Genomic DNA, 23253 nt, shown 5'->3' on the forward strand with positions numbered 1-23253 from the left:
TTTTTTGTACCTACATCGATGGTCTGCCATGCATTGTTCCGTATGTGAACGCGCAGCCAGTAATGTGGCCTCCGTCTAAGTAAGACAAGGTAAAGAACGAACATGGGCAGCATGCATCCCGTACAGGTGATCGCGGTGACCGGCGGCAAAGGTGGCGTCGGGAAGACTAACGTGTCAGTGAACTTGTCCCTGGCTCTGGCAGAGCTTGGCCGACGGGTCATGCTGCTGGACGCCGACCTGGGCCTGGCGAACGTCGACGTGTTGTTGGGGCTTACACCCAAACGCACGCTGGCGGACGTGATTGAAGGGCGCTGTGAGCTGCGCGACGTGTTGTTGCAGGGGCCGGGCGGCATTCGCATCGTGCCGGCTGCCTCTGGCACCCAGAGCATGGTTCACCTGACCCCGGCCCAGCACGCCGGCCTGATCCAGGCTTTCAGCGACATCGGCGACAATCTCGATGTGCTGGTGATCGACACCGCAGCCGGTATCGGTGACTCGGTCGTCAGTTTCGTGCGCGCCGCCCAGGAAGTGCTGCTGGTGGTCTGCGACGAACCGACGTCCATCACCGATGCCTATGCCCTGATCAAGTTGCTTAACCGCGACTATGGCATGAACCGCTTCCGCGTCCTGGCCAACATGGCCCAGAGCCCGCAGGAAGGACGCAACCTGTTCGCCAAGTTGACAAAGGTCACGGATCGCTTCCTGGACGTCGCCCTACAATACGTCGGCGCAGTGCCTTACGACGAAAGCGTACGCAAGGCTGTCCAGAAGCAACGTGCCGTTTATGAAGCCTTTCCACGTTCCAAATGCGCGCTGGCGTTCAAGGCGATCGCCCAGAAGGTCGATACCTGGCCACTGCCGGCCAACCCACGCGGGCATCTGGAATTTTTCGTCGAGCGTCTTGTGCAACAAACAGCAGGGCCCGTGCTATGACAGCCAGCGGTTACAACCATCTCTACAAAAAATCGGCACGGGACGCCCAATACGAATTGATCGAGCGTTACGCGCCACTGGTCAAGCGTATCGCCTATCACTTGCTGGCGCGCTTGCCGGCCAGTGTCCAAGTCGAAGACTTGATCCAGGCGGGCATGATCGGCCTGCTCGAAGTGTCGAACAAATACGACGCGAGCAAGGGCGCGAGTTTCGAGACGTATGCCGGTATTCGCATTCGCGGCGCCATGCTCGATGAAGTCCGCAAGGGCGATTGGGCGCCGCGTTCGGTACACCGCAATACCCGCATGGTCAGTGATGCAATTCGTGCAATTGAAGCTAAAACCGGGCGTGACGCTAAAGATCACGAGGTTGCGGCCGAACTCCAGTTGAGTCTCGACGATTATTACGGGATTTTGAACGATACCTTGGGCAGCCGCCTGTTCAGTTTCGACGACCTGTTGCAGGACGGCGAACACGAAGGGCTGCACGAGGATAACGCGAGTGCTCACATGGAGCCGTCGCGTGACCTGGAAGATGAGCGTTTCCAGAGTGCGCTGGCGGATGCGATTGCCAATTTGCCGGAGCGTGAGCGACTGGTCTTGGCGCTGTACTACGACGAAGAGCTGAACCTCAAGGAAATCGGTGAGGTCCTGGGGGTCAGCGAATCGCGGGTCAGCCAGTTACACAGCCAGTGCGCGGCCCGTTTGCGGGGGCGTTTGGGGGAGTGGCGAGCGCGTTGACAGGCAGTGTGGGGACACTGCGAACGAGGCTGGCCTGGCAGGTGCTGCGCCAGTCTCCATCCGTTGTGCTCCAAACCGTCGTCGAGTGTTGTGCCGGATTGATTGAAATGGCGCGTCCAGGTGCTGGGCGCGTTTAAGACTGCTTGGAGGTCGAATTGGACAAGAACATGAAAATCCTCATCGTTGATGACTTCTCAACGATGCGGCGGATCATAAAAAACCTGTTGCGTGACCTTGGGTTCACCAACACGGCCGAAGCAGATGACGGGACCACTGCGCTCCCGATGTTGCACAGTGGCAACTTCGATTTTCTGGTCACCGACTGGAACATGCCGGGCATGACCGGTATCGACCTGTTGCGCCAGGTGCGTGCCGACGAAAAACTCAAGCATCTTCCGGTGCTGATGGTCACTGCCGAAGCCAAGCGCGAGCAGATCATCGAAGCGGCCCAGGCCGGTGTGAACGGCTATGTGGTCAAACCCTTCACGGCCCAGGCGTTGAAAGAGAAGATTGAAAAAATCTTTGAACGCATCGGTTAACGGCGCCACGGGGGAGCTATGGATAACGAATCTTCAATGGGCGATTTCGAATCGACCCTGAAAAAACATGCCCGCGAACTGGTCGACAGCCTTGAAAAAGGTCGCTTTGGCGATGCGGTTCAAATGATCCATGAGCTCAACCAGACCCGTGACCGCGGTCTGTATCAGGAGGTGGGCAAGCTCACGCGTGAATTGCACAGCGCGATTGTCAATTTCCAGATCGACCCGAATATGCCGCAGGCCGAGGAAGTCTCGCAGATCACCGACGCCACCGAGCGTCTGGGTTATGTGGTCAAGCTGACCGAGGCTGCGGCCAACCGCACCATGGACCTGGTGGAAAGCGCAACGCCGCTGGTCAATGGCCTGAGCGAAGAAGCCCAGGCCTTGAGCACCGACTGGGGGCGGTTCATGCGGCGCGAAGTCGGCGCCGAAGAGTTTCGGGAGCTGGCCCGTCGAGTCGACGGTTTCCTGACGCGCAGCAGCACCGAGAACCGCGCGGTGGCCAGCAACCTCAACGATATTCTGCTGGCCCAGGACTATCAGGACCTGACCGGCCAGGTGATCAAGCGGGTGACCCAATTGGTCACCGAAGTGGAAAGCAACCTGCTCAAATTGGTGTTGATGGCCAGCCAGGTCGACCGCTTTGCCGGCATCGAACACGACCGTGAAGCGATGCTCGCTGAAAAAGATCCACAAAAACATCTCTCTCAGGGTGAAGGTCCGCAGATTCATGCCGATAAAAGAGAAGACGTTATGTCCGGTCAGGACGATGTGGACGATTTGCTGTCCAGCCTTGGATTTTGATTTAGCCCTATTTTAGGAGCAGCCATTAATGAGCTTCGGCGCCGATGAAGAGATCCTTCAGGATTTCCTGGTTGAGGCCGGCGAGATTCTAGAGCAACTGTCCGAGCAACTGGTCGAGCTGGAAAGCCGACCAGATGATGCGGATCTGCTCAATGCAATTTTTCGCGGTTTCCACACTGTAAAAGGAGGCGCCGGCTTCCTCCAGCTCAACGAGCTGGTGGAGTGCTGTCACATTGCCGAAAACGTGTTCGACATCCTGCGCAAGGGTGAGCGTCGCGTTGATTCGGAACTGATGGACGTGGTGCTCGAAGCGCTGGATGCGGTCAACAGCATGTTCAGCGAAGTGCGTGAGCGCTCGCCGATCACCGCTGCCACCCCCGAGCTGCTCGCTGCGCTGTCGCGTCTGGCCGAGCCGCAATCGGCTGACGAAGCGACTCCGGTTGCCGAGGCCGTGGTTGAAGAACCGGTCGCCGAGGAATCGGGCGACATCACCGATAACGAATTCGAACAACTGCTGGACTCCCTGAATACCGTCAAGGCCCAGGCCGAGGCGCCGGTCGCTCCGGCTGCACCTGCTGCGCCGGCTGTCGATGGGGCTGCCAGCGATGAAATCACCGATGCCGAGTTCGAATCACTGCTCGACCAGCTCCATGGCAAGGGCCAGTTCGCGCCTGATGCCGTGGTCCCGCCGGCGGCCCCGGCCGCGCCGAAAGCCGCGGGCGACAGCTCCGACATCACCGACGACGAATTCGAAGCCTTGCTTGATCAGTTGCACGGCAAGGGCACGTTTGCCGTTGACGCGCTGGATTCAGCCATCGCTTCGGCGCCGACGCCGGCCAAGCCCGCCGCCGCTGCCGCGGGCAGCGACCTGATCAGCGATCACGAATTCGAATCACTGCTCGATGAGCTGCACGGCAAGGGCAAGTTCAGCGAAGTCGGTACCGCTTCCGCTGCGCCTGCTGCGCCTGCTGCGCCTACTGCCGCTGCCACTGCGGCCGCACCGGCGGCCAAGGCTGCGCCCAAACCCGCTGCCAAGGCACCGGAACCGAAGGCCGAGCCCGCCAAGGCTGCCGCTGCTGCTCCGGCGCCAGCCCGTGCTGCGGCGGCTGCGCCAGCGGACAAGCCGGCCAGCGAAGCCGAGACCACCGTTCGGGTCGATACCGCACGCCTGGACGAGATCATGAACATGGTCGGCGAACTGGTGCTGGTGCGTAACCGTCTGGTGCGCCTGGGCCTCAACAGTCAGGATGAAGCCATGTCCAAGGCCGTGTCGAACCTCGACGTGGTCACGGCAGACCTGCAGACCGCGGTCATGAAGACCCGGATGCAGCCGATCAAGAAAGTCTTCGGGCGCTTCCCGCGCCTGGTTCGCGACCTGGCTCGCCAGCTCAAGAAAGAAATCAACCTGGAACTGGTGGGTGAAGAGACCGACCTCGACAAGAACCTTGTCGAGGCCCTGGCCGACCCGCTGGTCCACTTGGTGCGCAACGCGGTCGACCACGGCATCGAGTCGCCGGAAGAACGCGAAGCCTCGGGCAAGGTCCGCAGCGGCAAGGTGATACTGGCCGCTGAGCAGGAAGGCGACCACATCCTGCTGTCGATCTCCGATGACGGCAAAGGCATGGACCCGAACGTGCTGCGTTCCATCGCGGTGAAACGCGGTGTGATGGACAAGGATGCCGCCGACCGCCTGAGCGACACCGAGTGCTACAACCTGATCTTCGCCCCGGGTTTCTCGACCAAGACCGAGATTTCCGACGTGTCGGGCCGTGGCGTGGGCATGGACGTGGTGAAAACCAAGATTTCCCAGCTCAACGGTTCGATCAATATCTACTCGACCAAGGGCCAGGGCTCGAAGATTGTCATCAAGGTCCCGTTGACCCTGGCGATCATGCCGACCCTGATGGTGATGCTGGGCAACCAGGCATTCGCCTTCCCGCTGGTCAACGTCAATGAGATCTTCCACCTCGACCTTTCGCGCACCAACGTGGTGGACGGCCAGGAAGTGGTGATCGTACGGGACAAGGCACTGCCACTGTTCTACCTCAAGCGCTGGCTGGTCAGCTCCGCCGCTCATGTGGAGCAGGGCGAGGGCCATGTGGTGATCCTTTCGGTGGGCACCCAGCGGATCGGCTTCGTCGTCGACCAATTGGTGGGCCAGGAAGAAGTGGTCATCAAGCCGTTAGGCAAGATGCTCCAGGGCACCCCGGGCATGTCCGGCGCCACCATCACCGGCGACGGCCGCATCGCGTTGATTCTCGATGTGCCAAGCATGCTCAAGCGTTACGCCGCCCGGCGTATTTGATTCTGGAGGGGCGTGGCCCAGGGCCGCGCCTCGTCTAACGGAGTGTTTATGGTAGTTAAAGTCCTGGTGGTGGACGATTCGGGGTTTTTCCGCCGCCGCGTCTCGGAAATTCTTTCGGCGGACGCGAGTATTCAGGTCGTCGGTACCGCGACCAACGGCAAAGAGGCGATCGATCAGGCCCTGGCACTCAAGCCGGACGTGATCACCATGGACTACGAGATGCCGATGATGGACGGCATCACGGCCGTGCGGCATATCATGCAGCGCTGCCCGACCCCGGTATTGATGTTCTCGTCCCTGACCCATGAAGGCGCCCGGGTGACCCTCGATGCGCTGGACGCGGGTGCGGTGGATTTCCTGCCGAAAAATTTCGAAGACATTTCGCGCAACCCAGACAAAGTCCGGCAGTTGCTGTGCGAAAAGGTCCACAGCATTTCCCGCAGCAATCGCCGTGTCGGTGCCTACAGCGCATCGGCGCCAGCCCCTGTTGCGGCGCCCAGCCCGACGCCGGCTGCATCGAGCAGCTTCAATCCGGCACCGGCACGCAGTGCCCCGGCACCTGCGCCGGCTCGCCCGGCACCCGCCAGTACGTCGTCGCCGGCGCCCAAGCGCAAAGCCTACAAGCTGGTCGCTATCGGTACGTCCACGGGTGGCCCGGTGGCGCTGCAGCGGGTCCTGACCCAGTTGCCGGCCAACTTCCCGGCCCCCATCGTGCTGATCCAGCACATGCCGGCGGCCTTCACCAAGGCGTTTGCCGAGCGCTTGGACAAGCTGTGCAACGTCAGCGTCAAGGAAGCCGAGGATGGCGACATCCTGCGTCCAGGCCTGGCGTTGCTGGCACCGGGTGGCAAGCAGATGATGATCGATGGCCGCGGCGCGGTGAAAATCCTGCCCGGTGACGAGCGTCTGAACTACAAGCCCTGCGTGGACATCACCTTCGGTTCCGCGGCCAAGTCCTACGGTGACAAAGTTCTGGCGGTGGTGCTCACCGGCATGGGCGCCGACGGTCGCGAAGGCGCGCGCCTGCTCAAGCAGGGCGGCAGCGCGATCTGGGCCCAGGACGAAGCCAGCTGCGTGATCTACGGCATGCCGATGGCCATCGTAAAGGCCGATCTTGCCGACGCGGTGTACAGCTTGGACGACATTGGTAGACACCTGGTCGAGGCCTGCCTGTAATGGATGTGCTCAGCCTGATCGGCATCATCATGGCGTTCGTCGCCATCATTGGCGGCAATTATCTGGAAGGCGGTCATCTGGGCGCGCTGGCCAACGGCCCAGCGGCGTTGATCGTGCTCGGTGGCACCATCGGCGCGGCGCTGTTGCAGTCGCCCATGAGCGCTTTCAAGCGCGCCATGCAAGTGCTGATCTGGATTCTGTTCCCGCCCCGTGTCGACCTGGCCGGTGGTATCGATCGCGTGGTGAACTGGAGCCTGACCGCTCGCAAGGAAGGTTTGCTGGGCCTGGAAGGGGTGGCCGATGCCGAACCTGACAGCTACTCGCGCAAAGGCCTGCAATTGCTGGTGGACGGCGCCGAGCCGGAAGCCATCCGCAGCATCCTGGAAGTGGATTTCTACACCCAGGAAAGCCGCGACATCGAAGCGGCCAAGGTATTCGAAAGCATGGGCGGCTACGCGCCGACCATTGGCATCATCGGTGCGGTGATGGGCCTGATCCACGTGATGGGCAACCTGGCCGATCCATCGCAACTGGGCAGCGGCATCGCCGTGGCGTTTGTCGCCACGATCTATGGTGTGGCGAGTGCCAACCTGGTGTTGCTGCCCATCGCGGCCAAGCTCAAGTCCATCGCGTTGCGCCAGTCGCGCTATCGCGAAATGCTGCTGGAAGGGATCCTGTCGATCGCCGAAGGTGAAAACCCGCGCTCCATTGAGTTGAAGCTCCAGGGCTTCATGGACTAAGACCATGGCACGTCGCAGACACCGTGAAGAACACGTCAACCATGAACGCTGGCTCGTTTCCTACGCCGACTTCATCACGCTGCTGTTTGCCTTTTTTGTGGTCATGTATTCGATTTCGTCGGTCAATGAAGGCAAGTACAAGGTCATTTCCGAGGCGTTGATCGGCGTATTTACCGACTCCGATCGTGCCCTCAAGCCTATCCCCATTGGCGAAGAGCGACCAAAGACGATCACGCCGGCCAAACCCTTGGTCAAGGACAGCGAGCAGGTCGATGCCGGTATCGCCGGTGGTAGCGATCCGTTGAAAAGCATCGCCGACGACATCAGCGCGGCGTTCGGCGACCTGATCAGTTCCAACCAGATGACCGTGCGTGGCAACGAGTTGTGGGTCGAGATCGAGCTCAATTCCAGCCTGTTGTTCGGCAGCGGCGATGCCATGCCCAGTGACATGGCGTTCAATATCATCGATAAGGTCGCGGCGATCCTCAAACCCTTCGACAACCCGATCCATGTCGAAGGCTTCACGGACGACCAGCCGATCCGTACCGCGCAGTACCCGACCAACTGGGAACTGTCCTCGGCCCGTTCGGCGAGCATCGTGCGCATGCTGGCGATGCAGGGAGTGAACCCCGGTCGCCTGGCCTCGGTGGGCTACGGCGAGTTCCAGCCGGTCGCCAACAACGCCACGGCCGAGGGGCGTGCGCGCAACCGGCGGGTGGTGCTGGTGGTGTCGCGCAACCTCGATGTACGTCGTAGCCTGACCGGTACCGGTACGGCCAAGGCAACTCCAGATGCGGCATTGAAGCGGGCTGGCACACAAACTGCACCGGCTCCGGTCAAGTCGCCGGGAAGACAGAGTGCCGTCAATTCTCCGTCACCCGCTTTATAACCGAGCTATTTCTCGGTCGAGCCTGTTTCGGCCGGGAGGAACGATCCGAATGAGAGTCTGGGCAGTCGCCAATCAAAAAGGTGGTGTGGGCAAGACCACATCTTCCATCGCTTTAGCCGGGTTGCTGGCCGAGGCGGGCAAGCGCGTGGTCATCGTCGACCTGGACCCCCATGGCTCGATGACCAGCTATTTCGGCTACGATCCCGACAGCCTGGAGCACAGCAACTACGACTTGTTCCTGCACAAGGGTGCTGTGCCCGAGGGCTTGCCGGGGCAATTGCTGTTGTCCACCAGCAACGAGCGGATTTCCCTGCTGCCATCGAGCACCGCCCTCGCCACTCTGGAGCGACAGTCGCCCGGGCAAAGCGGGCTGGGCCTGGTGATCGCCAAGAGTCTGGCGCAGCTGTGGCAGGATTTCGATTACGCAATCATCGACAGCCCGCCGTTGCTGGGGCTGCTGATGGTCAATGCCTTGGCCGCCAGCCAGCAATTGGTGATCCCGGTGCAGACTGAGCACTTGGCGGTCAAGGGCCTGGAGCGCATGGTCAATACACTGGCTATGGTCAACCGCTCGCGCAAGCAGACGCTGGCCTTCAACATCGTGCCGACCCTGTTCGATCGTCGCACCCAGGCCTCCCTGGGCACCCTGCGGGTGTTGCGGGACATGTACCCGGATGACATCTGGCAAGGCTACATCCCCGTCGATACCCGCCTGCGGGACGCCAGCCGCGCAGGTGTGACCCCTTCGCAATTCGATGGCAAGAGCCGTGGCGTGCTGGCCTACCGGGCGCTGCTCAAGCACCTGTTGGCCCAGCAGCTTGTTCCGCAGCAGGTGGCCTGATTGAAATCTCTGTATGTGGGGGCTGTAGGAGCTGGCGCAGCCTGCGATCTTTCAGTGAACCTGAATGTGCCGCAGATCAAAGTCAAAGGATCGCAGCCTTCGGCCGCTCCTACTCGGATGTCTGACAGTTTTGCAGGCTCAAGTCTCATGGCATTCATGCCGATAACCTCTTCAAGTGGCGCACTGTTCCTATGAGCCGCCCGATAAAGACAACCTCGCGTCCGCAAATGGCCCTGCAGTCCTATCTGGATGGGCTGCTGCAGGAAGCGACCGAAGAATTGCCGCCACAGCCAAGCGTGATCGAGGCGTTGCCCGAGAACGTCGAAGCCAAGGGGGAGCTGGATGAATTTCAGGCGGCCGTGCTCGAAGAGCAGGCCCGTGATGCACAGAAATCAGTAGTGGCTGCAGCGGTCGAGGCACCGTTTATCAAGCCTCAGGTAGCGGTCATGGACGCGCCTGCGCCGATCCTGGCGCCGGTCTCGACCGTAGCCCCGCTGCTGCAAGGCCTGGTGACGCCGGTGGTGGAAATCCATTTGCCACCGAGCAACCCACCGCCTCCGGTGCCGGGCGATGACCGGCCGGCCTGGGCTGCCGAGCCGTTCGAGTGTTTGTTGTTCGATGTGGCCGGGTTGACCCTGGCGGTGCCGCTGGTATGCCTGGGATCGATTTATTCCCTGGCCGGGCAGGAATTGACGCCGTTGTTTGGTCAGCCGGAATGGTTCCTCGGGATCCTGCCGAGCCAGGCCGGCAACCTGAAGGTACTGGATACGGCGCGCTGGGTGATGCCGGACCGTTATCGCGATGACTTTCGCCAGGGCTTGCAGTACGTGATTTCAGTGCAGGGTTACGAATGGGGGTTGGCGGTGCATCAGGTCAGCCGTTCGCTGCGCCTGGACCCGAACGAGATCAAGTGGCGCAGCCATCGAGGGCAACGGCCATGGCTGGCCGGTACGGTGATCGAGCACATGTGCGCCTTGCTGGACGTTTCCGAGCTGGCGGAGTTGATCGCCAGCGGTGGGGCAAAACATCTGGGCGGCAGCAAGAAGCCGGTCCAGAAACCGAAATAAGACAACCGGTGGCGCACAGCGTCGCCGGACAGAGTACACGCCGCCACAGGCGGTTTTTCGAGGGGTCAGGGTATGAATGATAAGGCGTCGTCTCAAAAGGGTTCTGAAGATCCGATTCTGCAATGGGTGACCTTCAAGCTCGATAACGAAACCTACGGCATCAACGTGATGCGTGTTCAGGAAGTGCTGCGCTATACCGAGATCGCTCCGGTACCGGGTGCACCGAGCTACGTGCTGGGCATCATCAACCTGCGTGGCAACGTGGTCACGGTAATCGATACCCGCCAGCGCTTCGGCCTGATGAATGCCGAGATCAGCGATAACACCCGGATCGTCATCATCGAAGCCGACAAGCAAGTGGTTGGCATCATGGTCGACAGCGTCGCCGAAGTGGTTTACCTGCGTCAGTCGGAAATCGAGACTGCGCCGAACGTGGGTAACGAAGAGTCCGCCAAGTTCATTCAGGGCGTGTGCAACAAGAACAACGAGTTGCTGATTCTGGTTGAACTGGACAAGATGATGAGCGAAGAAGAGTGGTCGGAACTGGAGAGTATCTGATTTGATTCTTGAGGTAGCAGTCATTGTCCTGTTCCTTTTCTGGGCAGGCACGCTGGCGATGTTCTTGGCGTACATACGTGGCCAGCGGCAGATCGCCGCTCAGCAGGCCCAGGGCGATGCGCTGCGCGACCAGCGCATCAAGGACCTGGCCAAGCGCGTCGACGATTACCAGAACGGCACCGTGCGCATGGGCGAAGCGCTCCATGAGCTGCGTGCCGTGGTCGCGCCGTTGCCGGATAAACTTGCCCAGTTGGAACAGCGCGACCCCTCCAGCCTGTCCTTCGCCCAGGCTGCCCGCCTGGTGGGTATGGGGGCCAGCGTCGACGAACTGACCCAAGCCTGCGGCCTGACCCAGGCCGAGGCGGAGTTGATGAGCAAGCTGCACAAGGGCGACTGATCGCCATGTAGGAGCTGCCGAGCAACGCGAGGCTGCGATCTTTTGATCTTGATCTTGATCTTGATCTTGATCTTTCGCTTGAGATTCAACTGTCAGCAGAAAGATCGCAGCCTCGCTTCGCTCGGCAGCTCCTACACAGCGCCTGACCTTCAACTCGTTGAAGGCTCAGTAATCGTCACCGCGGTCGGTCACATCCTTCTCGACGCTCGGCGCATTCGGGTCATGGCCCTGGGGAAACTTGCCCTTGAGGTTCCAGGCAAAGGCGATGATTTCGGCAATCGTGCGATACAACTCTTCCGGGATGCTGTCCCCCAGCTCCATCCGCGCCAAGAGCTTCACCAGCTCGGCATTTTCATAGATCGGTACTTCGCTTTCGCGGGCGATGCGCAGGATTTCCTCGGCCAGGGCTTCGTCGCCCTTGGCGGTGAGGGTGGGGGCGTGGTGACCGTCGTACTTGAGGGCGATGGCCTGGCGGGGTTCGGTGTGGGTTGTCATGCGGTTTCGTCTACCCAGCGTTGTTCCAGGCGGGTCTTGGGGCCTTGGGGCGGGGTGCCGAGGTGGCAGTCCAGGTCGCCGACGTTCAGGCCACAGGTCACCAGGCGTTCACGCAAGGCTGTCAGGTTGCTTTCAATCAGGCTCGCGGTGTACGGCCGTTCTGCCCACAACTGGCTGGACAGGCTGCCGCTGAGCAACTGGGCCTGAACCTGCAACGGGCCTAACGGTTCCATGTCGAACGCCAATTCCACCCGCCAGAGCTGCTGCTTCGGCTCGCGTTCTTCCCGGCGTTCGTCTGGTTGTTCCCGGGGCGGGGTTTCCTCGCGCTGGAACTTGACCTGCAACGGCACGATGTCCTGCAGGTTGCGCATCGGGATTTCCAATTGCCAAGTGCTCATCAGCCGACCGTCGTCGGTCAGGCCGGTCTGTTCCAGGCTCGACAACTGATGGCTTTGCAAGCGTGACACGGCGGCAGCGGCCAGGCGCAACAGGTGTTCCAGGTTGCCTTCTTCATCCTGGCCTTTCATCAGGCGCGAGGGCAGTGGGAAGCTGGTGGGTTGGGGCTTGGCGCTGACCTGGCCGAGGGTTCCCAGGGCATTGCGGACAAAACTGGGCAGCACCTGGGCCAGGGTGTTGGCGGCAATGATGGCCGTGAGGTTGGTGGAGGCGGGCAGGGCCGGGGTCAGTTGGGCGATCAGCTTGAGCAGGTCGCCTTTGAGGTCCGGTGTCGGCCCCGGCAGCTGCCCGGCGAGCAACTTGCTTTCCAGGAACACACCGCTGGCGACCATGGCTTGGGCCAACCCCTTGGGCGTGCTCAACTGCTGGACATCCGGCAGGCTGGCCAACAGGCGTGTCACCGCGGCGCGCAGCTCGGCACCGGTGTCGTCAGTGGCCGGCAGGTTTTGCAGGGCCGTGATCAGGCTGTCCAGCGAGCCCTGGCGGCTCACTTGGGTGACCAGTTGCTGGCTCACAGCCAGTTGCTCCTGGCGGTTGCTCAGCGGAACGAATTTCAGCGTCTGGGTATCTTGCACCTGGGCACTCAAGAGTGTGCCGATGCGCAGTGGTTGCGGGCTGTCGATGTCCAGGGTATTGCCAGCCTGGGCGGTGTTGAGCAGGCTCACCAATGACCGATAGACCGCCGGTTGCCCAGGCAACTGCGGCAACGCCTGACTGGTCAGCACTTTACCTTGCAGAAGGGTGCCGACCGGCATCTGCGCCGTGTCGATGCGCGTCAAGGTGGCGACGCTGGAGGCCACGGCCTGTTGCACGGCGATCGCCAGGTTGCTGGCGGACGGCTGGGTCACGGCCAGGCTGGTGCCTTGGGGCAGCGGCTGGGTGCTGGTGGCCTGCACGGTGGTCTGGCGGCCGCTCTCCAGAGTGACCTTGAGCAACAGCTGGAAAGTCTGGTCGGCCTGCTTGAGCGACAGCACTTCGGCCTGGGCGATCTGGCCCGAGCTGATCAGGCCTTCGGTCGGCACCAGCAGTTTGAGCAACTCGCCACTGACCACTGGCGCGCGCGTCGTTGCCGTGGGCTGGGGCACCGGCAGGATGTTCATGTCGCCTGTCATTTGCGGTCTTACCTTGGGGAAATAAGCTCTCTTGAGAGTGGGTTAGGGCATGTATAATGCCGCCCGTCTTTCAGGGAGTGGCGAAAACCTTGCAATTGTTTGACGCAGCTCTGTGGAACAGGCCGTCAATGCATCTATGCTGCACCACTTTAACGGCCGCTGCACCGCCGACTTGAACCGTATAAGGCCCGCGATCCCTTGACCAGTCCTCTCCTGCAAACCGTCGGCCTCGCCTGTGAGCGAGACTTGCGACTGCTTTTCGAAAATCTCGAATTGAGACTCTCGCGTGGCGATATGGTGCAAATCAGTGGTCCCAACGGCAGCGGCAAGACCAGCCTGCTGCGCCTGCTGGCCGGGTTGATGCAACCCACCGCAGGCCAGGTGTTGCTCAATGGCCAGCCCTTGCACAGCCAGCGCAGCGAACTGGCCCGCAATCTGCTGTGGATCGGCCATGCCGCCGGTATCAAGGATTTGCTGACCCCCGAAGAGAACCTCAGTTGGCTCTGCGCACTGCATACGCCGGCCGGCCGCGAAGCGATCTGGCAGGCGTTGGCGGCGGTAGGGCTGCGCGGCTTCGAAGACGTGCCGAGCCACACCTTGTCCGCCGGCCAGCAACGCCGCGTGGCCCTGGCCCGGCTGTACCTGGACAGCCCTCCGTTGTGGATCCTCGACGAGCCGTTCACCGCCCTGGACAAGCAGGGCGTCGCGCAGCTCGAAGAACACTTGGCCCGGCACTGTGAAAATGGCGGCATGGTGCTCTTGACCACCCACCACACGCTGACGCGGATGCCGGCCGGTTATCGCAACATTGATCTGGGGAACTGGGCCGTATGAGTGTGTTTGGCCTGTTGCTTGCCCGCGAGGCGCGCCTGCTGTTCCGTCGTCCGGCCGAATTGGCCAATCCGCTGGTGTTCTTCGCCATTGTCATTGCATTGTTCCCGTTGGCGGTCGGGCCGGAGACTCAATTGTTGCAAACCTTGTCTCCGGGACTGGTCTGGGTCGCTGCGCTTTTATCGGTCCTGCTCTCGCTGGACGGGCTTTTCCGCAGTGATTTCGAAGACGGCTCACTGGAACAGTGGGTCCTTTCGTCGCACCCCCTGGCCCTTCTGGTTTTGGCCAAGGTACTGGCACACTGGGTTTTTTCCGGCCTGGCACTGGTATTGCTCTCGCCACTGCTGGCGATGATGCTGGGGCTGCCTGGCGCGTGCATGCCAGTGCTGCTGGTGTCGCTGCTGCTGGGTACACCGGTGCTGAGCCTGCTCGGTGCGGTGGGTGCGGCGTTGACGGTGGGGTTGAAGCGTGGTGGCCTGCTGCTGGCGCTGCTGATCCTGCCGTTGTATATCCCGGTCTTGATCCTGGGCAGTGGTGCCTTGCAAGCGGCGTTGCAAGGCATGCCCGCGACCGGTTATCTGCTGTGGCTTGGGAGCCTGACCGCCCTGGCGATAACCCTGACACCCTTTGCAATAGCCGCTGGCCTGAAAATCAGCGTCGGCGAATAATAACGAGGCCTGGTCAAAAACTGACCACTTCTTTGGAAGTAAAGGCTGCCCCGGCGGTTCGTGACGGCGAGCCGCAACCGTGATGGAAACAGCAATGAACTGGACCTGGTTTCACAAGCTCGGCTCACCCAAGTGGTTCTACGGCATCAGCGGCAAACTGCTCCCATGGCTGAGCATCGCTGCACTGTTGTTGATTGGTTCTGGCGTGGTCTGGGGCCTGGCCTTCGCACCGCCGGACTACCAGCAAGGCAACAGCTTCCGCATCATCTACATCCACGTGCCCACGGCGATGCTGGCTCAGTCCGTCTACGTGATGCTGGCGGTGTGCGGTGTGGTCGGGCTGGTGTGGAAGATGAAGCTGGCCGACGTGGCCCTGCAATGCGCCGCGCCCATCGGCGCCTGGATGACCGCCGTGGCGCTGGTCACCGGGGCCATCTGGGGCAAGCCGACCTGGGGGTCGTGGTGGGTCTGGGATGCGCGACTGACGTCGATGCTGATCCTGCTGTTTTTGTACTTCGGTCTTATTGCGCTGGGCAACGCCATCAGCAATCGTGACAGTGCTGCCAAGGCCTGCGCGGTACTGGCGATTGTCGGCGTGATCAACATCCCGATCATCAAGTACTCGGTGGAGTGGTGGAACACCCTGCACCAGGGCGCAACCTTCACCCTCACCGAAAAACCGGCGATGCCTGTCGAAATGTGGCTGCCGCTGTTGCTGACCGTGCTGGGTTTCTATTGCTTCTTCGGTGCGGTGCTGTTGCTGCGCATGCGCCTGGAAGTGCTCAAGCGCGAGTCCCGGGCCAGTTGGGTGAAGGCCGAAGTACAGAACAGCCTGGAGGCCGCTCGATGAGTTTCGCTTCATTCGGCGATTTCCTCGCCATGGGCCATCATGGCCTGTATGTCTGGTCAGCCTATGGCATTTGCCTGGTGGTGCTGGCCCTCAACGTGGCGGTGCCGATCCTGGCTCGCAAGCGGTATCTGCAACAAGAGGCGCGTCGTCTGCGCCGGGAGAACGGTCAGTGAATCCGCTGCGCAAAAAACGTCTTATCATCATTCTTGCGATCCTGGTGGGTGTCGGTGCCGCGGTCGCCCTGGCCCTGAGCGCCCTGCAGCAGAACATCAACCTGTTCTACACCCCGACCCAGATCGCCAACGGCGAAGCGCCCAAGGACACGCGCATCCGCGCTGGCGGCATGGTGGAAAAAGGCTCGCTGGAGCGCTCCGGGGATTCACTGGACGTGAAATTCAATGTCACCGACTTCAACAAGACCGTGACCATCACCTATCGCGGCATCCTCCCGGACCTGTTCCGCGAAGGGCAGGGCATCGTTGCCCTGGGCAAGCTCAACGCCGAGGGCGTGGTGGTGGCTGACGAAGTGTTGGCCAAGCACGACGAAAAATACATGCCGCCGGAAGTGACCAAGGCCCTGAAAGACAGCGGCCAGTCGGCGCCCGCTCCCGTGAAGGAGGGTTGATCGATGACGACCGGCATCTTTATTCCCGAACTGGGCCACCTGGCGATGATCCTGGCCCTGTGCTTTGCCCTGGTGCAAGCCGTGGTGCCGTTGCTGGGCGCCTGGCGTGGCGATCGTTTGTGGATGAGCCTGGCCCAGCCGGCGGCATGGGGGCAGTTTGCTTTTATGCTGTTCGCCTTCGGTTGCCTGACCTATGCGTTCATGTCCGACGACTTTTCCGTGGAATACGTCGCCAGCAACTCCAACAGCGCCTTGCCCTGGTACTACAAGTTCAGCGCGGTGTGGGGCGCCCATGAGGGTTCACTGTTGCTCTGGGCGTTGATCCTGGCCGGTTGGACCTTCGCCGTTTCGGTGTTCTCCCGGCAGTTGCCCCAGGTGATGCTGGCCCGGGTCCTGGCAGTGATGGGCATGATCAGCACCGGTTTCCTGCTGTTTTTGATCGTTACCTCCAACCCGTTCGAGCGCATCCTGCCCCAAATGCCGACGGATGGCCGCGACCTCAACCCCTTGCTGCAAGACATCGGTCTGATCGTTCACCCGCCCATGCTCTACATGGGCTACGTCGGCTTCTCCGTGGCCTTCGCCTTCGCCATCGCCGCGTTGCTCGGTGGGCGCCTCGATGCCGCGTGGGCACGCTGGTCGCGTCCGTGGACCATCGTTGCCTGGGCCTTCCTCGGCATCGGCATCACCCTCGGCTCGTGGTGGGCCTACTACGAGCTCGGCTGGGGCGGCTGGTGGTTCTGGGACCCGGTGGAAAACGCCTCGTTCATGCCTTGGTTGGTGGGCACGGCGCTGATCCATTCCCTGGCGGTTACGGAAAAACGCGGTGTGTTCAAGAGCTGGACCGTGCTGCTGGCCATCGCGGCGTTCTCCCTGAGCCTGCTGGGGACGTTCCTGGTGCGTTCCGGCGTGCTGACGTCGGTGCATGCCTTCGCCTCGGACCCTGAGCGTGGCGTGTTCATCCTGATGTTCCTGCTGTTCGTGGTCGGCGGTTCGCTGACGCTGTTCGCCCTGCGTGCGCCGGTGGTCAAGAGCCAGGTCGGCTTCAACCTCTGGTCACGGGAAACCCTGTTGCTGGGCAACAACCTGGTGCTGGTGGTGGCCGCGTCGATGATCCTGCTGGGAACCTTGTACCCGCTGGTGCTCGACGCGCTGTCCGGCGCCAAGCTGTCGGTCGGGCCGCCGTATTTCAATGCGCTGTTCATCCCGCTGATGGCGATCCTGATGGTGGTGATGGCCATCGGTATGCTGGTGCGCTGGAAAGACACTCCGGTCAAGTGGCTGCTGGGCATGTTGACCCCGGTGCTGCTGGGCACGGCCGCCCTGGCCGTGGTGGCCGGCGTGGCGTATGGCGACTTCAACTGGGCGGTGCTGGCGACGTTCGTGCTGGCAGCCTGGGTGTTGCTGGCGGGTGTACGGGACATCTTCGACAAGACCCGGCACAAAGGCCTGATCAAAGGCCTGCCAACCCTGACCCGCAGTTACTGGGGCATGCAGGTCGCTCACCTGGGCATCGCCGTCTGCGCCCTGGGCGTGGTTCTGTCCAGCCAGAACAGCGCCGAGCGCGACCTGCGCCTGGCGCCGGGTGAGTCCATGGACCTGGGGGGCTACCAGTTCGTGTTCGAGGGCGCCAAGCATTTCGAGGGGCCGAACTTCACGTCCGACAAAGGCACCGTGCGGGTCATCCGCAACGGCCAGGAAATTACCGTGCTGCACCCGGAAAAACGTCTCTACACCGTGCAGAACTCGGTGATGACCGAAGCCGGCATCGATGCCGGTTTCACCCGCGATCTCTACGTGGCGCTGGGCGAGTCCCTGGGCGACGGCGCGTGGGCGGTACGGGTCCACGTCAAGCCGTTCGTGCGCTGGATCTGGTTCGGTGGCTTGCTCACTGGCCTGGGTGGGGTGCTGGCGGCGCTGGATCGGCGTTATCGAGTCAAGGTGAAAACCCGGGTGCGTGAAGCCCTGGGCGTGACGGGAGCCACTGCATGAAACGTTGGTTGATGTTGGTGCCGCTGGCGCTGTTCCTGTTGATGGCGGTGTTTTTGTACCGGGGGCTGTACCTGAATCCGACCGAGTTGCCTTCGGCGATGATCGGCAAGCCGTTCCCGGAGTTTTCCCTGCCATCGGTGCAGGGCGATAAAACCTTGACCCGTGCCGACCTGCTGGGCAAGCCGGCGCTGGTCAACGTGTGGGGCACCTGGTGCATTTCCTGCCGGGTCGAGCACCCGGTGCTGAACAAACTGGCCCAGAACGGCGTGGTGATCTACGGCGTCAATTACAAGGACGTCAATGCCGACGCCTTGAAGTGGCTGGCCGAGTTCCACAATCCGTATCAACTGGACATTCGTGATGAAGACGGTTCCCTGGGCCTGAACCTGGGTGTCTACGGCGCGCCGGAAACGTTCTTCATCGATGCCAAGGGCGTTATCCGCGACAAATTCGTCGGCGTGATCGACGAACAGGTCTGGCGCGAGAAACTGGCCGCCAAGTATCAGGCGCTGGTGGACGAGGCCAAGCCATGAAGCGCTGGTTAGCCGCCGCCATCCTCGGCCTGAGCCTTGCCGGTGTGGCCCACGCCGCCATCGACACCTACGAATTCGCCAACGACGGCGAGCGCGAGCGGTTTCGCGAACTGACCAAGGAACTGCGCTGCCCCAAGTGCCAGAACCAGGATATCGCCGACTCCAACGCACCGATTGCCGCCGACCTGCGCAAGGAAATCTTCCGCATGCTCGGCGAGGGCAAGGACAACCAGCAGATCATTGATTTCATGGTCGATCGCTACGGTGAGTTCGTACGCTACAACCCCGCCCTGTCCTCCAAGACCGCGCTGCTCTGGTTCGGCCCCGCCGGGCTGTTGCTTGGTGGTTTCGTCGTCATTGCAGTGATCGTGCGCCGCCGCCGGGTCCAGCGCACGGCCGCCCCGGACACGCTTTCTGTCGAAGAGCGCCAGCGCCTCGACCAACTGTTGGATAAAACCAAGCATGATTGATTTCTGGCTCGCCGCAGGTCTGCTTCTTCTGGTTGCCCTGAGTTTTCTGTTGATCCCTGTACTGCGTGGTCGTCGCGCTCAACGCGAGGAGGACCGTACCGCGCTCAACGTGGCCCTGTACCAGGAGCGCGTTGCCGAACTGCAAGCCGAGCGGGAGGAGGGCGTGCTCAACGCCGCGCAGCTGGATACCGGTCGCGCCGAAGCCGCCCGTGAACTGCTCGCCGACACCGAGGGTGCCGATGTGCCGCGCGAATCCCGGTTGGGCAAGCCGTTGCCGTTGCTCGCCGCTGTGCTGGTGCCGGTGTTGGGCCTGGCGCTGTACCTGCATTTCGGCGCCAGCGACAAGGTCGAGCTGACCCGTGAATTCGCCCAGGCGCCGCAGTCGATGCAAGAGATGACCCTGCGCCTGGAACGTGCGGTGGCGGCGCAACCGGATAACGCCGAGGGCCTGTATTTCCTCGGGCGTACCTACATGGCGCAGGATCGGCCCGCAGACGCGGCGAAGGTCTTCGAGCGCACCGTGGCGGTGGCCGGTCGTCAACCCGAACTGCTGGGCCAATGGGCCCAGGCGCAGTATTTTGCCGATGGCAAGAAATGGTCGGACAAGCTCCAGGCGCTGACCGACGAAGCGCTGAAACTCGATCCGAAGGAAGTCACCAGCCTCGGCCTGTTGGGCATCGCCGCCTTTGAGGGCGAACGCTACCAGGACGCGATCGATTATTGGGGCCGCCTGCTGGTAGAACTGCCGGAGGGCGACAAGTCCCGTGAAGCGCTGCAGGGTGGCATTACCCGCGCCACCGAGAAGCTGCAAGCCAGTGGTGGCAAGGTCGCCCAGGCTCCGGTGGCCAAGGCTGCGGCACTGCTCAAGGTGCGCGTCGACCTGGCGCCAGCGCTCAAGGCCAAGGTGCAGCCGAGCGACAGCGTATTCATTTTCGCCCGCGCCGTTTCCGGCCCCCCCGCGCCGCTGGCCGCCAAGCGCCTGACGGTCGCCGACCTGCCAGTCACGGTAGAGTTGGGGGACGCGGACGCAATGATGCCGCAGTTGAAACTGTCGAACTTCCCTGAAGTCCAACTGGTGGCGCGCATCTCCCGGGCCGGCCAGCCGACCGCCGGGGAGTGGATCGGTCGCAGCCAGCCCTTGGCGAGCAGTACCACGGCGCAGCAACAACTGACCATCGACAGCCCGGATAAATAACAGGAATTCGCACCATGACCGCCATCGCTCGTATCACCCTGCTCACGCTCGTCATGGGCCTGAGCGCTTGTGCGGTCCAGCGGCCGCCGGAGCCCTCGGCGCCGCTGCCACCGATCCCTCCATCGACCCCGACCACCAAACCTGTCCCGTCAATGCCTCCGGGCAAGCCTGTCACACCGAACAAACCGGCCAAGCCGCTGCCGCGTACCTCCGCCAGCTTCGCCCCACCACCGGGTGGCAACAGTCACTGGGACGCCAAGCTTGGGGTCTATGTGCTGGACAAGCAGACGAACACGTTCTATCGCCAGCGTACCTATTACCGCTGGAACAACGGTTGGAGCCGTTCCGTCAGCCCGAATGGCCCATGGGAAGACACCACCATCGAAGGCGTGCCGGCGGGCTTGGGTCGACAGTTTCATTGAGAAGCGGGAGACCTTGCCCCCGCGGGGCTCTGTAGGAGCTGCCGAAGGCTGCGATCTTTTGATCTTTTGATCTTTGATCTTTGATCTTTCGCTTTAGATTCAAGTGTTTGGGGAAAGATCGCAGCCTCGTTGCACTCGACAGCTCCTACACAGCTCCTACACAGCTCCTACACAGGTCCTACCAGTTCCTACACAGAGGGAGTAAGCGCTCTCGCCACCCTAGCGTTCGGCCCAAGCGCATCGGCAGGCTGGGCTTTTTGTGTTTCTGAATATTCTTTGAACGAAATTTTCACCAAATCTTGCGGACAATCTCTCGCGCTCATATCGCCGCCGGTTATTTAATGGCAATGCCATAGCCGTTCGTGCAACATCTGCGCACTCGCGCAAGCCCCGATGCCAGCTTTGGCCAATAGAGGGCGCGCCGTTGTTTCTTTTGTCACTCCAACTCCAATAGGGTCCTTAAACGACATGGCAATCCCGGACGCCCTGAGTCAGCAGCGCAATACGCATCGCCTGCTGCAACCGACCGTCAAATCGCACCTGTCCTACACGTTGCTTTGCGCCCTGGTGATGATGGTCATGTTCAGCCTGCTGCGCGTGGCGCTGCTGGTCTATAACCGCGAGATGATCCTCGACACCCCGGCCTCGACCTTCGTTGAAGCGTTCGTCAACGGCTTGCGTTTCGACTTGCGCCTGGTGGTCTACCTCAGCATTCCGTTATTGCTGGCGTTGTTCAGCACAAGGGCCATGGCGGCTCGTGGGTTCTTTCGTTTCTGGCTGACCGTTACCTCCAGCATCGCGCTGTTCCTGGGCTTGATGGAAATGGATTTCTACCGTGAATTCCACCAGCGCCTCAACGGCCTGGTCTTCCAGTATGTCAAGGAAGACCCGAAAACCGTGATGAGCATGCTCTGGTACGGTTTCCCGGTGGTGCGCTACCTGCTGGCGTGGGCCGGCGGTACTCTCATCCTCAGCCTGGCGTTCAAGGGCGCCGACCGCGCCACGCGTCCCCGCGGGCCGTTCAGTGGCGGCACAATCGGCACCCGGCAGGTCGCCCCGTGGTATGGGCGTGTCGTGGTGTTCGTCGTTTGCCTGCTGGTCGCCGTGACAGCCGCGCGTGGCACCTTGCGCCAAGGGCCGCCCCTGCGCTGGGGCGACGTCTACACCACTGATTCGAACTTCGCCAACCAGTTGGGCCTCAATGGCACGCTGTCGCTAGTGGCCGCAGCCAAGAACCGGATGTCCGAAGAGCGTGACAACATCTGGAAGGCCACCCTCGAGCAACCGCTGGCGCAGCAGACCGTGCGCGACATGCTGGTGATGCCCGACGATAAACTCGTGGACCCCGAGACAGCCGCCGTGCGCCGCGACTACACGCCGCCGGCGGACAAGACCCTGCCGATCAAGAACGTGGTCGTGATTCTCATGGAAAGCATGGCCGGTCACTCGGTGGGCGCCCTGGGTGCGCCGGGCAACATCACGCCTTACCTGGACAAGCTGTCCAAGGAAGGCCTGCTGTTCGACCGTTTTTTCTCCAACGGCACCCACACCCACCAAGGCATGTTCGCCACCATGGCGTGTTTCCCCAACCTGCCGGGTTTCGAATACCTGATGCAGACGCCGGAGGGCAGCCACAAGCTGTCGGGCCTGCCGCAACTGCTCAGCGCCCGTGACTACGACGATGTGTATGTCTACAACGGCGATTTTGCCTGGGACAACCAGTCGGGTTTCTTCAGCAGCCAGGGCATGACCACGTTCATCGGGCGTAACGACTTCGTGAACCCGGTGTTCTCCGATCCGACCTGGGGCGTGTCCGACCAGGACATGTTCGACCGTGGCCTGATCGAGCTCAAGGCGCGGGAAAACGGCAAGCCGTTCTATGCCTTGCTGCAAACCCTGTCCAACCACACGCCCTATGCGTTGCCGACGCCGTTGCCAGTCGAGCGGGTCACCGATCGTGGCAGCCTGAACGAACACCTGACCGCCATGCGCTACTCCGACTGGGCGTTGGGCCAGTTCTTCGAGAAGGCCCGCAAGGAGCCTTATTTCAAGGAAACCCTGTTCGTCGTGGTCGGCGACCATGGCTTTGGCAACGAACGCCAGATCACCGAGATGGACCTGGGCCGTTTCAACGTGCCGATGCTGTTGATCGGCCCGGGCGTCCAGGAAAAATTCGGCCAGCGTAACCACACCGTGGGCACCCAGGTCGACATCGTGCCGACCATCATGGGCCGGATCGGTGGGCAAGTACGCAACCAGTGCTGGGGCCGGGACCTGTTGAACCTGCCGCAAGGCGATCCCGGTTTTGGTGTGATCAAGCCGTCGGGCAGTGATCAGACCACCGCGATCATCCGGGGTGACACCGTCCTGATGCTACCGAAGGAAAAGGAAATGGCACCGAAGATGTATCGCTATGAACTGGGCGCCAACCCGCATGCGCAAATCATCCCGGATGCACCTGACACTGCCGAGATGAAACTCAAGCTCGAAGCTTTCCTGCAAACCGCGACCAAGAGCCTGTTGGATAACACCGCTGGTGTCGTGGACGGCAAGCCGGACTGATAAACGGTGCACATAAAAAAGAGGCCTGCAAAGGCCTCTTTTTTTTGCGCTTA

At 61.7% G+C, this 23253-nt stretch carries 25 protein-coding genes; 23 read left to right on the top strand and 2 right to left on the bottom strand.

What is annotated here, in order from left to right; genetic code table 11:
• The first annotated feature begins 102 nt into the window (after positions 1-102).
• From fleN to AC09SL_RS00415, 12 genes are all read left to right on the top strand, one after another.
• Entirely contained in the window at positions 103-933 is an 831-nt protein-coding gene (fleN, locus tag AC09SL_RS00360) for a flagellar synthesis regulator FleN (RefSeq protein ID WP_003184001.1), read from the top strand.
• On the top strand, positions 930-1673 hold the full coding sequence (fliA, locus tag AC09SL_RS00365; protein ID WP_014337177.1) for an RNA polymerase sigma factor FliA: 744 nt from the start codon (positions 930-932) through the stop codon (positions 1671-1673). Before fleN ends, fliA begins: the two co-directional genes overlap by 4 nt.
• A 167-nt stretch (positions 1674-1840) precedes the next feature.
• Entirely contained in the window at positions 1841-2212 is a 372-nt protein-coding gene (locus AC09SL_RS00370) for a chemotaxis response regulator CheY (RefSeq protein WP_003199125.1), read from the top strand.
• An 18-nt stretch (positions 2213-2230) separates the two neighbouring features.
• Positions 2231-3016, top strand: a complete 786-nt coding sequence (locus tag AC09SL_RS00375) for a protein phosphatase CheZ (RefSeq protein ID WP_058543543.1) — start codon at positions 2231-2233, stop codon at positions 3014-3016.
• 28 nt (positions 3017-3044) lie between these two features.
• Positions 3045-5321, top strand: coding sequence for a chemotaxis protein CheA (locus tag AC09SL_RS00380; protein WP_058543542.1), 2277 nt, complete (start codon positions 3045-3047; stop codon positions 5319-5321).
• A gap of 48 nt (positions 5322-5369) precedes the next feature.
• Positions 5370-6497 (top strand): protein-glutamate methylesterase/protein-glutamine glutaminase, encoded by a 1128-nt coding sequence (locus AC09SL_RS00385; protein WP_058543541.1) that lies wholly within the window; start codon positions 5370-5372, stop codon positions 6495-6497.
• The gene (locus AC09SL_RS00390; RefSeq protein WP_003199135.1) at positions 6497-7237 is read left to right on the top strand and encodes a flagellar motor protein; all 741 of its coding nucleotides are present in this window, start codon (positions 6497-6499) and stop codon (positions 7235-7237) included. Before AC09SL_RS00385 ends, AC09SL_RS00390 begins: the two co-directional genes overlap by 1 nt.
• 4 nt (positions 7238-7241) lie before the next feature.
• Positions 7242-8126: a flagellar motor protein MotD gene (motD, locus tag AC09SL_RS00395; RefSeq protein ID WP_058543540.1), complete on the top strand. Its 885-nt coding sequence runs from the start codon at positions 7242-7244 to the stop codon at positions 8124-8126.
• 49 nt (positions 8127-8175) lie between these two features.
• Entirely contained in the window at positions 8176-8967 is a 792-nt protein-coding gene (locus AC09SL_RS00400; RefSeq protein ID WP_058543539.1) for a ParA family protein, read from the top strand.
• 191 nt (positions 8968-9158) lie between these two features.
• Positions 9159-10034 (top strand): CheW domain-containing protein, encoded by an 876-nt coding sequence (locus tag AC09SL_RS00405; protein ID WP_058543538.1) that lies wholly within the window; start codon positions 9159-9161, stop codon positions 10032-10034.
• A gap of 72 nt (positions 10035-10106) precedes the next feature.
• On the top strand, positions 10107-10592 hold the full coding sequence (locus tag AC09SL_RS00410) for a chemotaxis protein CheW (protein WP_003199144.1): 486 nt from the start codon (positions 10107-10109) through the stop codon (positions 10590-10592).
• A gap of 1 nt (position 10593) precedes the next feature.
• Positions 10594-10989, top strand: coding sequence for a DUF2802 domain-containing protein (locus tag AC09SL_RS00415; RefSeq protein ID WP_058543537.1), 396 nt, complete (start codon positions 10594-10596; stop codon positions 10987-10989).
• A gap of 165 nt (positions 10990-11154) precedes the next feature.
• Here the strand turns inward: AC09SL_RS00415 and AC09SL_RS00420 are convergent, their stop codons facing one another.
• Both AC09SL_RS00420 and fliK read right to left on the bottom strand, forming a co-directional pair.
• Positions 11155-11484 carry an EscU/YscU/HrcU family type III secretion system export apparatus switch protein gene (locus AC09SL_RS00420; protein WP_014337186.1) on the bottom strand — a complete coding sequence of 110 codons (330 nt, stop codon included), beginning with the start codon at positions 11482-11484 and terminating at the stop codon, positions 11155-11157.
• The gene (gene fliK / locus AC09SL_RS00425) at positions 11481-13052 is read right to left on the bottom strand and encodes a flagellar hook-length control protein FliK (protein ID WP_058545030.1); all 1572 of its coding nucleotides are present in this window, start codon (positions 13050-13052) and stop codon (positions 11481-11483) included. The genes AC09SL_RS00420 and fliK overlap by 4 nt, the downstream gene beginning before the upstream one ends.
• A 198-nt stretch (positions 13053-13250) precedes the next feature.
• Here fliK and ccmA point away from each other — a divergent pair, with 198 nt between their 5' ends.
• The 11 genes from ccmA to AC09SL_RS00480 all read left to right on the top strand — a co-directional run bounded on the left by ccmA (position 13251) and on the right by AC09SL_RS00480 (position 23200).
• Complete coding sequence (gene ccmA, locus AC09SL_RS00430; protein WP_058545029.1) at positions 13251-13886, top strand: cytochrome c biogenesis heme-transporting ATPase CcmA; 636 nt, start codon at positions 13251-13253, stop codon at positions 13884-13886.
• The gene (ccmB, locus tag AC09SL_RS00435; protein ID WP_003199151.1) at positions 13883-14551 is read left to right on the top strand and encodes a heme exporter protein CcmB; all 669 of its coding nucleotides are present in this window, start codon (positions 13883-13885) and stop codon (positions 14549-14551) included. Before ccmA ends, ccmB begins: the two co-directional genes overlap by 4 nt.
• A 94-nt stretch (positions 14552-14645) precedes the next feature.
• The gene (locus AC09SL_RS00440) at positions 14646-15401 is read left to right on the top strand and encodes a heme ABC transporter permease (RefSeq protein WP_003199153.1); all 756 of its coding nucleotides are present in this window, start codon (positions 14646-14648) and stop codon (positions 15399-15401) included.
• Positions 15398-15574, top strand: coding sequence for a heme exporter protein CcmD (gene ccmD / locus AC09SL_RS00445; protein WP_003199159.1), 177 nt, complete (start codon positions 15398-15400; stop codon positions 15572-15574). The genes AC09SL_RS00440 and ccmD overlap by 4 nt, the downstream gene beginning before the upstream one ends.
• Positions 15571-16026, top strand: a complete 456-nt coding sequence (ccmE, locus tag AC09SL_RS00450) for a cytochrome c maturation protein CcmE (RefSeq protein ID WP_058545028.1) — start codon at positions 15571-15573, stop codon at positions 16024-16026. Before ccmD ends, ccmE begins: the two co-directional genes overlap by 4 nt.
• A 3-nt stretch (positions 16027-16029) precedes the next feature.
• A complete protein-coding gene (locus tag AC09SL_RS00455; protein ID WP_058545027.1) occupies positions 16030-18018 on the top strand; it encodes a heme lyase CcmF/NrfE family subunit in 1989 nt (662 codons plus the stop codon).
• Positions 18015-18551 (top strand): DsbE family thiol:disulfide interchange protein, encoded by a 537-nt coding sequence (locus AC09SL_RS00460; protein ID WP_057448502.1) that lies wholly within the window; start codon positions 18015-18017, stop codon positions 18549-18551. The genes AC09SL_RS00455 and AC09SL_RS00460 overlap by 4 nt, the downstream gene beginning before the upstream one ends.
• Positions 18548-19021: a cytochrome c-type biogenesis protein gene (locus tag AC09SL_RS00465; RefSeq protein WP_018606539.1), complete on the top strand. Its 474-nt coding sequence runs from the start codon at positions 18548-18550 to the stop codon at positions 19019-19021. The genes AC09SL_RS00460 and AC09SL_RS00465 overlap by 4 nt, the downstream gene beginning before the upstream one ends.
• Positions 19014-20216: a c-type cytochrome biogenesis protein CcmI gene (ccmI, locus tag AC09SL_RS00470; RefSeq protein WP_058545026.1), complete on the top strand. Its 1203-nt coding sequence runs from the start codon at positions 19014-19016 to the stop codon at positions 20214-20216. The genes AC09SL_RS00465 and ccmI overlap by 8 nt, the downstream gene beginning before the upstream one ends.
• Positions 20217-20230: 14 nt before the next feature.
• A complete protein-coding gene (locus AC09SL_RS00475) occupies positions 20231-20638 on the top strand; it encodes a hypothetical protein (protein ID WP_058545025.1) in 408 nt (135 codons plus the stop codon).
• A gap of 468 nt (positions 20639-21106) precedes the next feature.
• Positions 21107-23200, top strand: coding sequence for an LTA synthase family protein (locus AC09SL_RS00480; RefSeq protein ID WP_058545024.1), 2094 nt, complete (start codon positions 21107-21109; stop codon positions 23198-23200).
• Positions 23201-23253: the final 53 nt, after the last annotated feature.

It is taken from the genome of Pseudomonas sp. PF05 (genome assembly GCF_056521845.1).

What these genes read in the sequence shown, in the direction of transcription:
- fleN (WP_003184001.1), top strand. Translation starts at nt 103, where the DNA reads ATGGGCAGCATGCATCCCGTACAGGTGATCGCGGTGACCGGCGGCAAA.
- fliA (WP_014337177.1), top strand. Translation starts at nt 930, where the DNA reads ATGACAGCCAGCGGTTACAACCATCTCTACAAAAAATCGGCACGGGAC.
- AC09SL_RS00370 (WP_003199125.1), top strand. Translation starts at nt 1,841, where the DNA reads ATGAAAATCCTCATCGTTGATGACTTCTCAACGATGCGGCGGATCATA.
- AC09SL_RS00375 (WP_058543543.1), top strand. Translation starts at nt 2,231, where the DNA reads ATGGATAACGAATCTTCAATGGGCGATTTCGAATCGACCCTGAAAAAA.
- AC09SL_RS00380 (WP_058543542.1), top strand. Translation starts at nt 3,045, where the DNA reads ATGAGCTTCGGCGCCGATGAAGAGATCCTTCAGGATTTCCTGGTTGAG.
- AC09SL_RS00385 (WP_058543541.1), top strand. Translation starts at nt 5,370, where the DNA reads ATGGTAGTTAAAGTCCTGGTGGTGGACGATTCGGGGTTTTTCCGCCGC.
- AC09SL_RS00390 (WP_003199135.1), top strand. Translation starts at nt 6,497, where the DNA reads ATGGATGTGCTCAGCCTGATCGGCATCATCATGGCGTTCGTCGCCATC.
- motD (WP_058543540.1), top strand. Translation starts at nt 7,242, where the DNA reads ATGGCACGTCGCAGACACCGTGAAGAACACGTCAACCATGAACGCTGG.
- AC09SL_RS00400 (WP_058543539.1), top strand. Translation starts at nt 8,176, where the DNA reads ATGAGAGTCTGGGCAGTCGCCAATCAAAAAGGTGGTGTGGGCAAGACC.
- AC09SL_RS00405 (WP_058543538.1), top strand. Translation starts at nt 9,159, where the DNA reads ATGAGCCGCCCGATAAAGACAACCTCGCGTCCGCAAATGGCCCTGCAG.
- AC09SL_RS00410 (WP_003199144.1), top strand. Translation starts at nt 10,107, where the DNA reads ATGAATGATAAGGCGTCGTCTCAAAAGGGTTCTGAAGATCCGATTCTG.
- AC09SL_RS00420 (WP_014337186.1), bottom strand. Translation starts at nt 11,484, where the DNA reads ATGACAACCCACACCGAACCCCGCCAGGCCATCGCCCTCAAGTACGAC.
- fliK (WP_058545030.1), bottom strand. Translation starts at nt 13,052, where the DNA reads ATGACAGGCGACATGAACATCCTGCCGGTGCCCCAGCCCACGGCAACG.
- ccmB (WP_003199151.1), top strand. Translation starts at nt 13,883, where the DNA reads ATGAGTGTGTTTGGCCTGTTGCTTGCCCGCGAGGCGCGCCTGCTGTTC.
- AC09SL_RS00440 (WP_003199153.1), top strand. Translation starts at nt 14,646, where the DNA reads ATGAACTGGACCTGGTTTCACAAGCTCGGCTCACCCAAGTGGTTCTAC.
- ccmD (WP_003199159.1), top strand. Translation starts at nt 15,398, where the DNA reads ATGAGTTTCGCTTCATTCGGCGATTTCCTCGCCATGGGCCATCATGGC.
- AC09SL_RS00455 (WP_058545027.1), top strand. Translation starts at nt 16,030, where the DNA reads ATGACGACCGGCATCTTTATTCCCGAACTGGGCCACCTGGCGATGATC.
- AC09SL_RS00460 (WP_057448502.1), top strand. Translation starts at nt 18,015, where the DNA reads ATGAAACGTTGGTTGATGTTGGTGCCGCTGGCGCTGTTCCTGTTGATG.
- AC09SL_RS00465 (WP_018606539.1), top strand. Translation starts at nt 18,548, where the DNA reads ATGAAGCGCTGGTTAGCCGCCGCCATCCTCGGCCTGAGCCTTGCCGGT.
- ccmI (WP_058545026.1), top strand. Translation starts at nt 19,014, where the DNA reads ATGATTGATTTCTGGCTCGCCGCAGGTCTGCTTCTTCTGGTTGCCCTG.
- AC09SL_RS00475 (WP_058545025.1), top strand. Translation starts at nt 20,231, where the DNA reads ATGACCGCCATCGCTCGTATCACCCTGCTCACGCTCGTCATGGGCCTG.
- AC09SL_RS00480 (WP_058545024.1), top strand. Translation starts at nt 21,107, where the DNA reads ATGGCAATCCCGGACGCCCTGAGTCAGCAGCGCAATACGCATCGCCTG.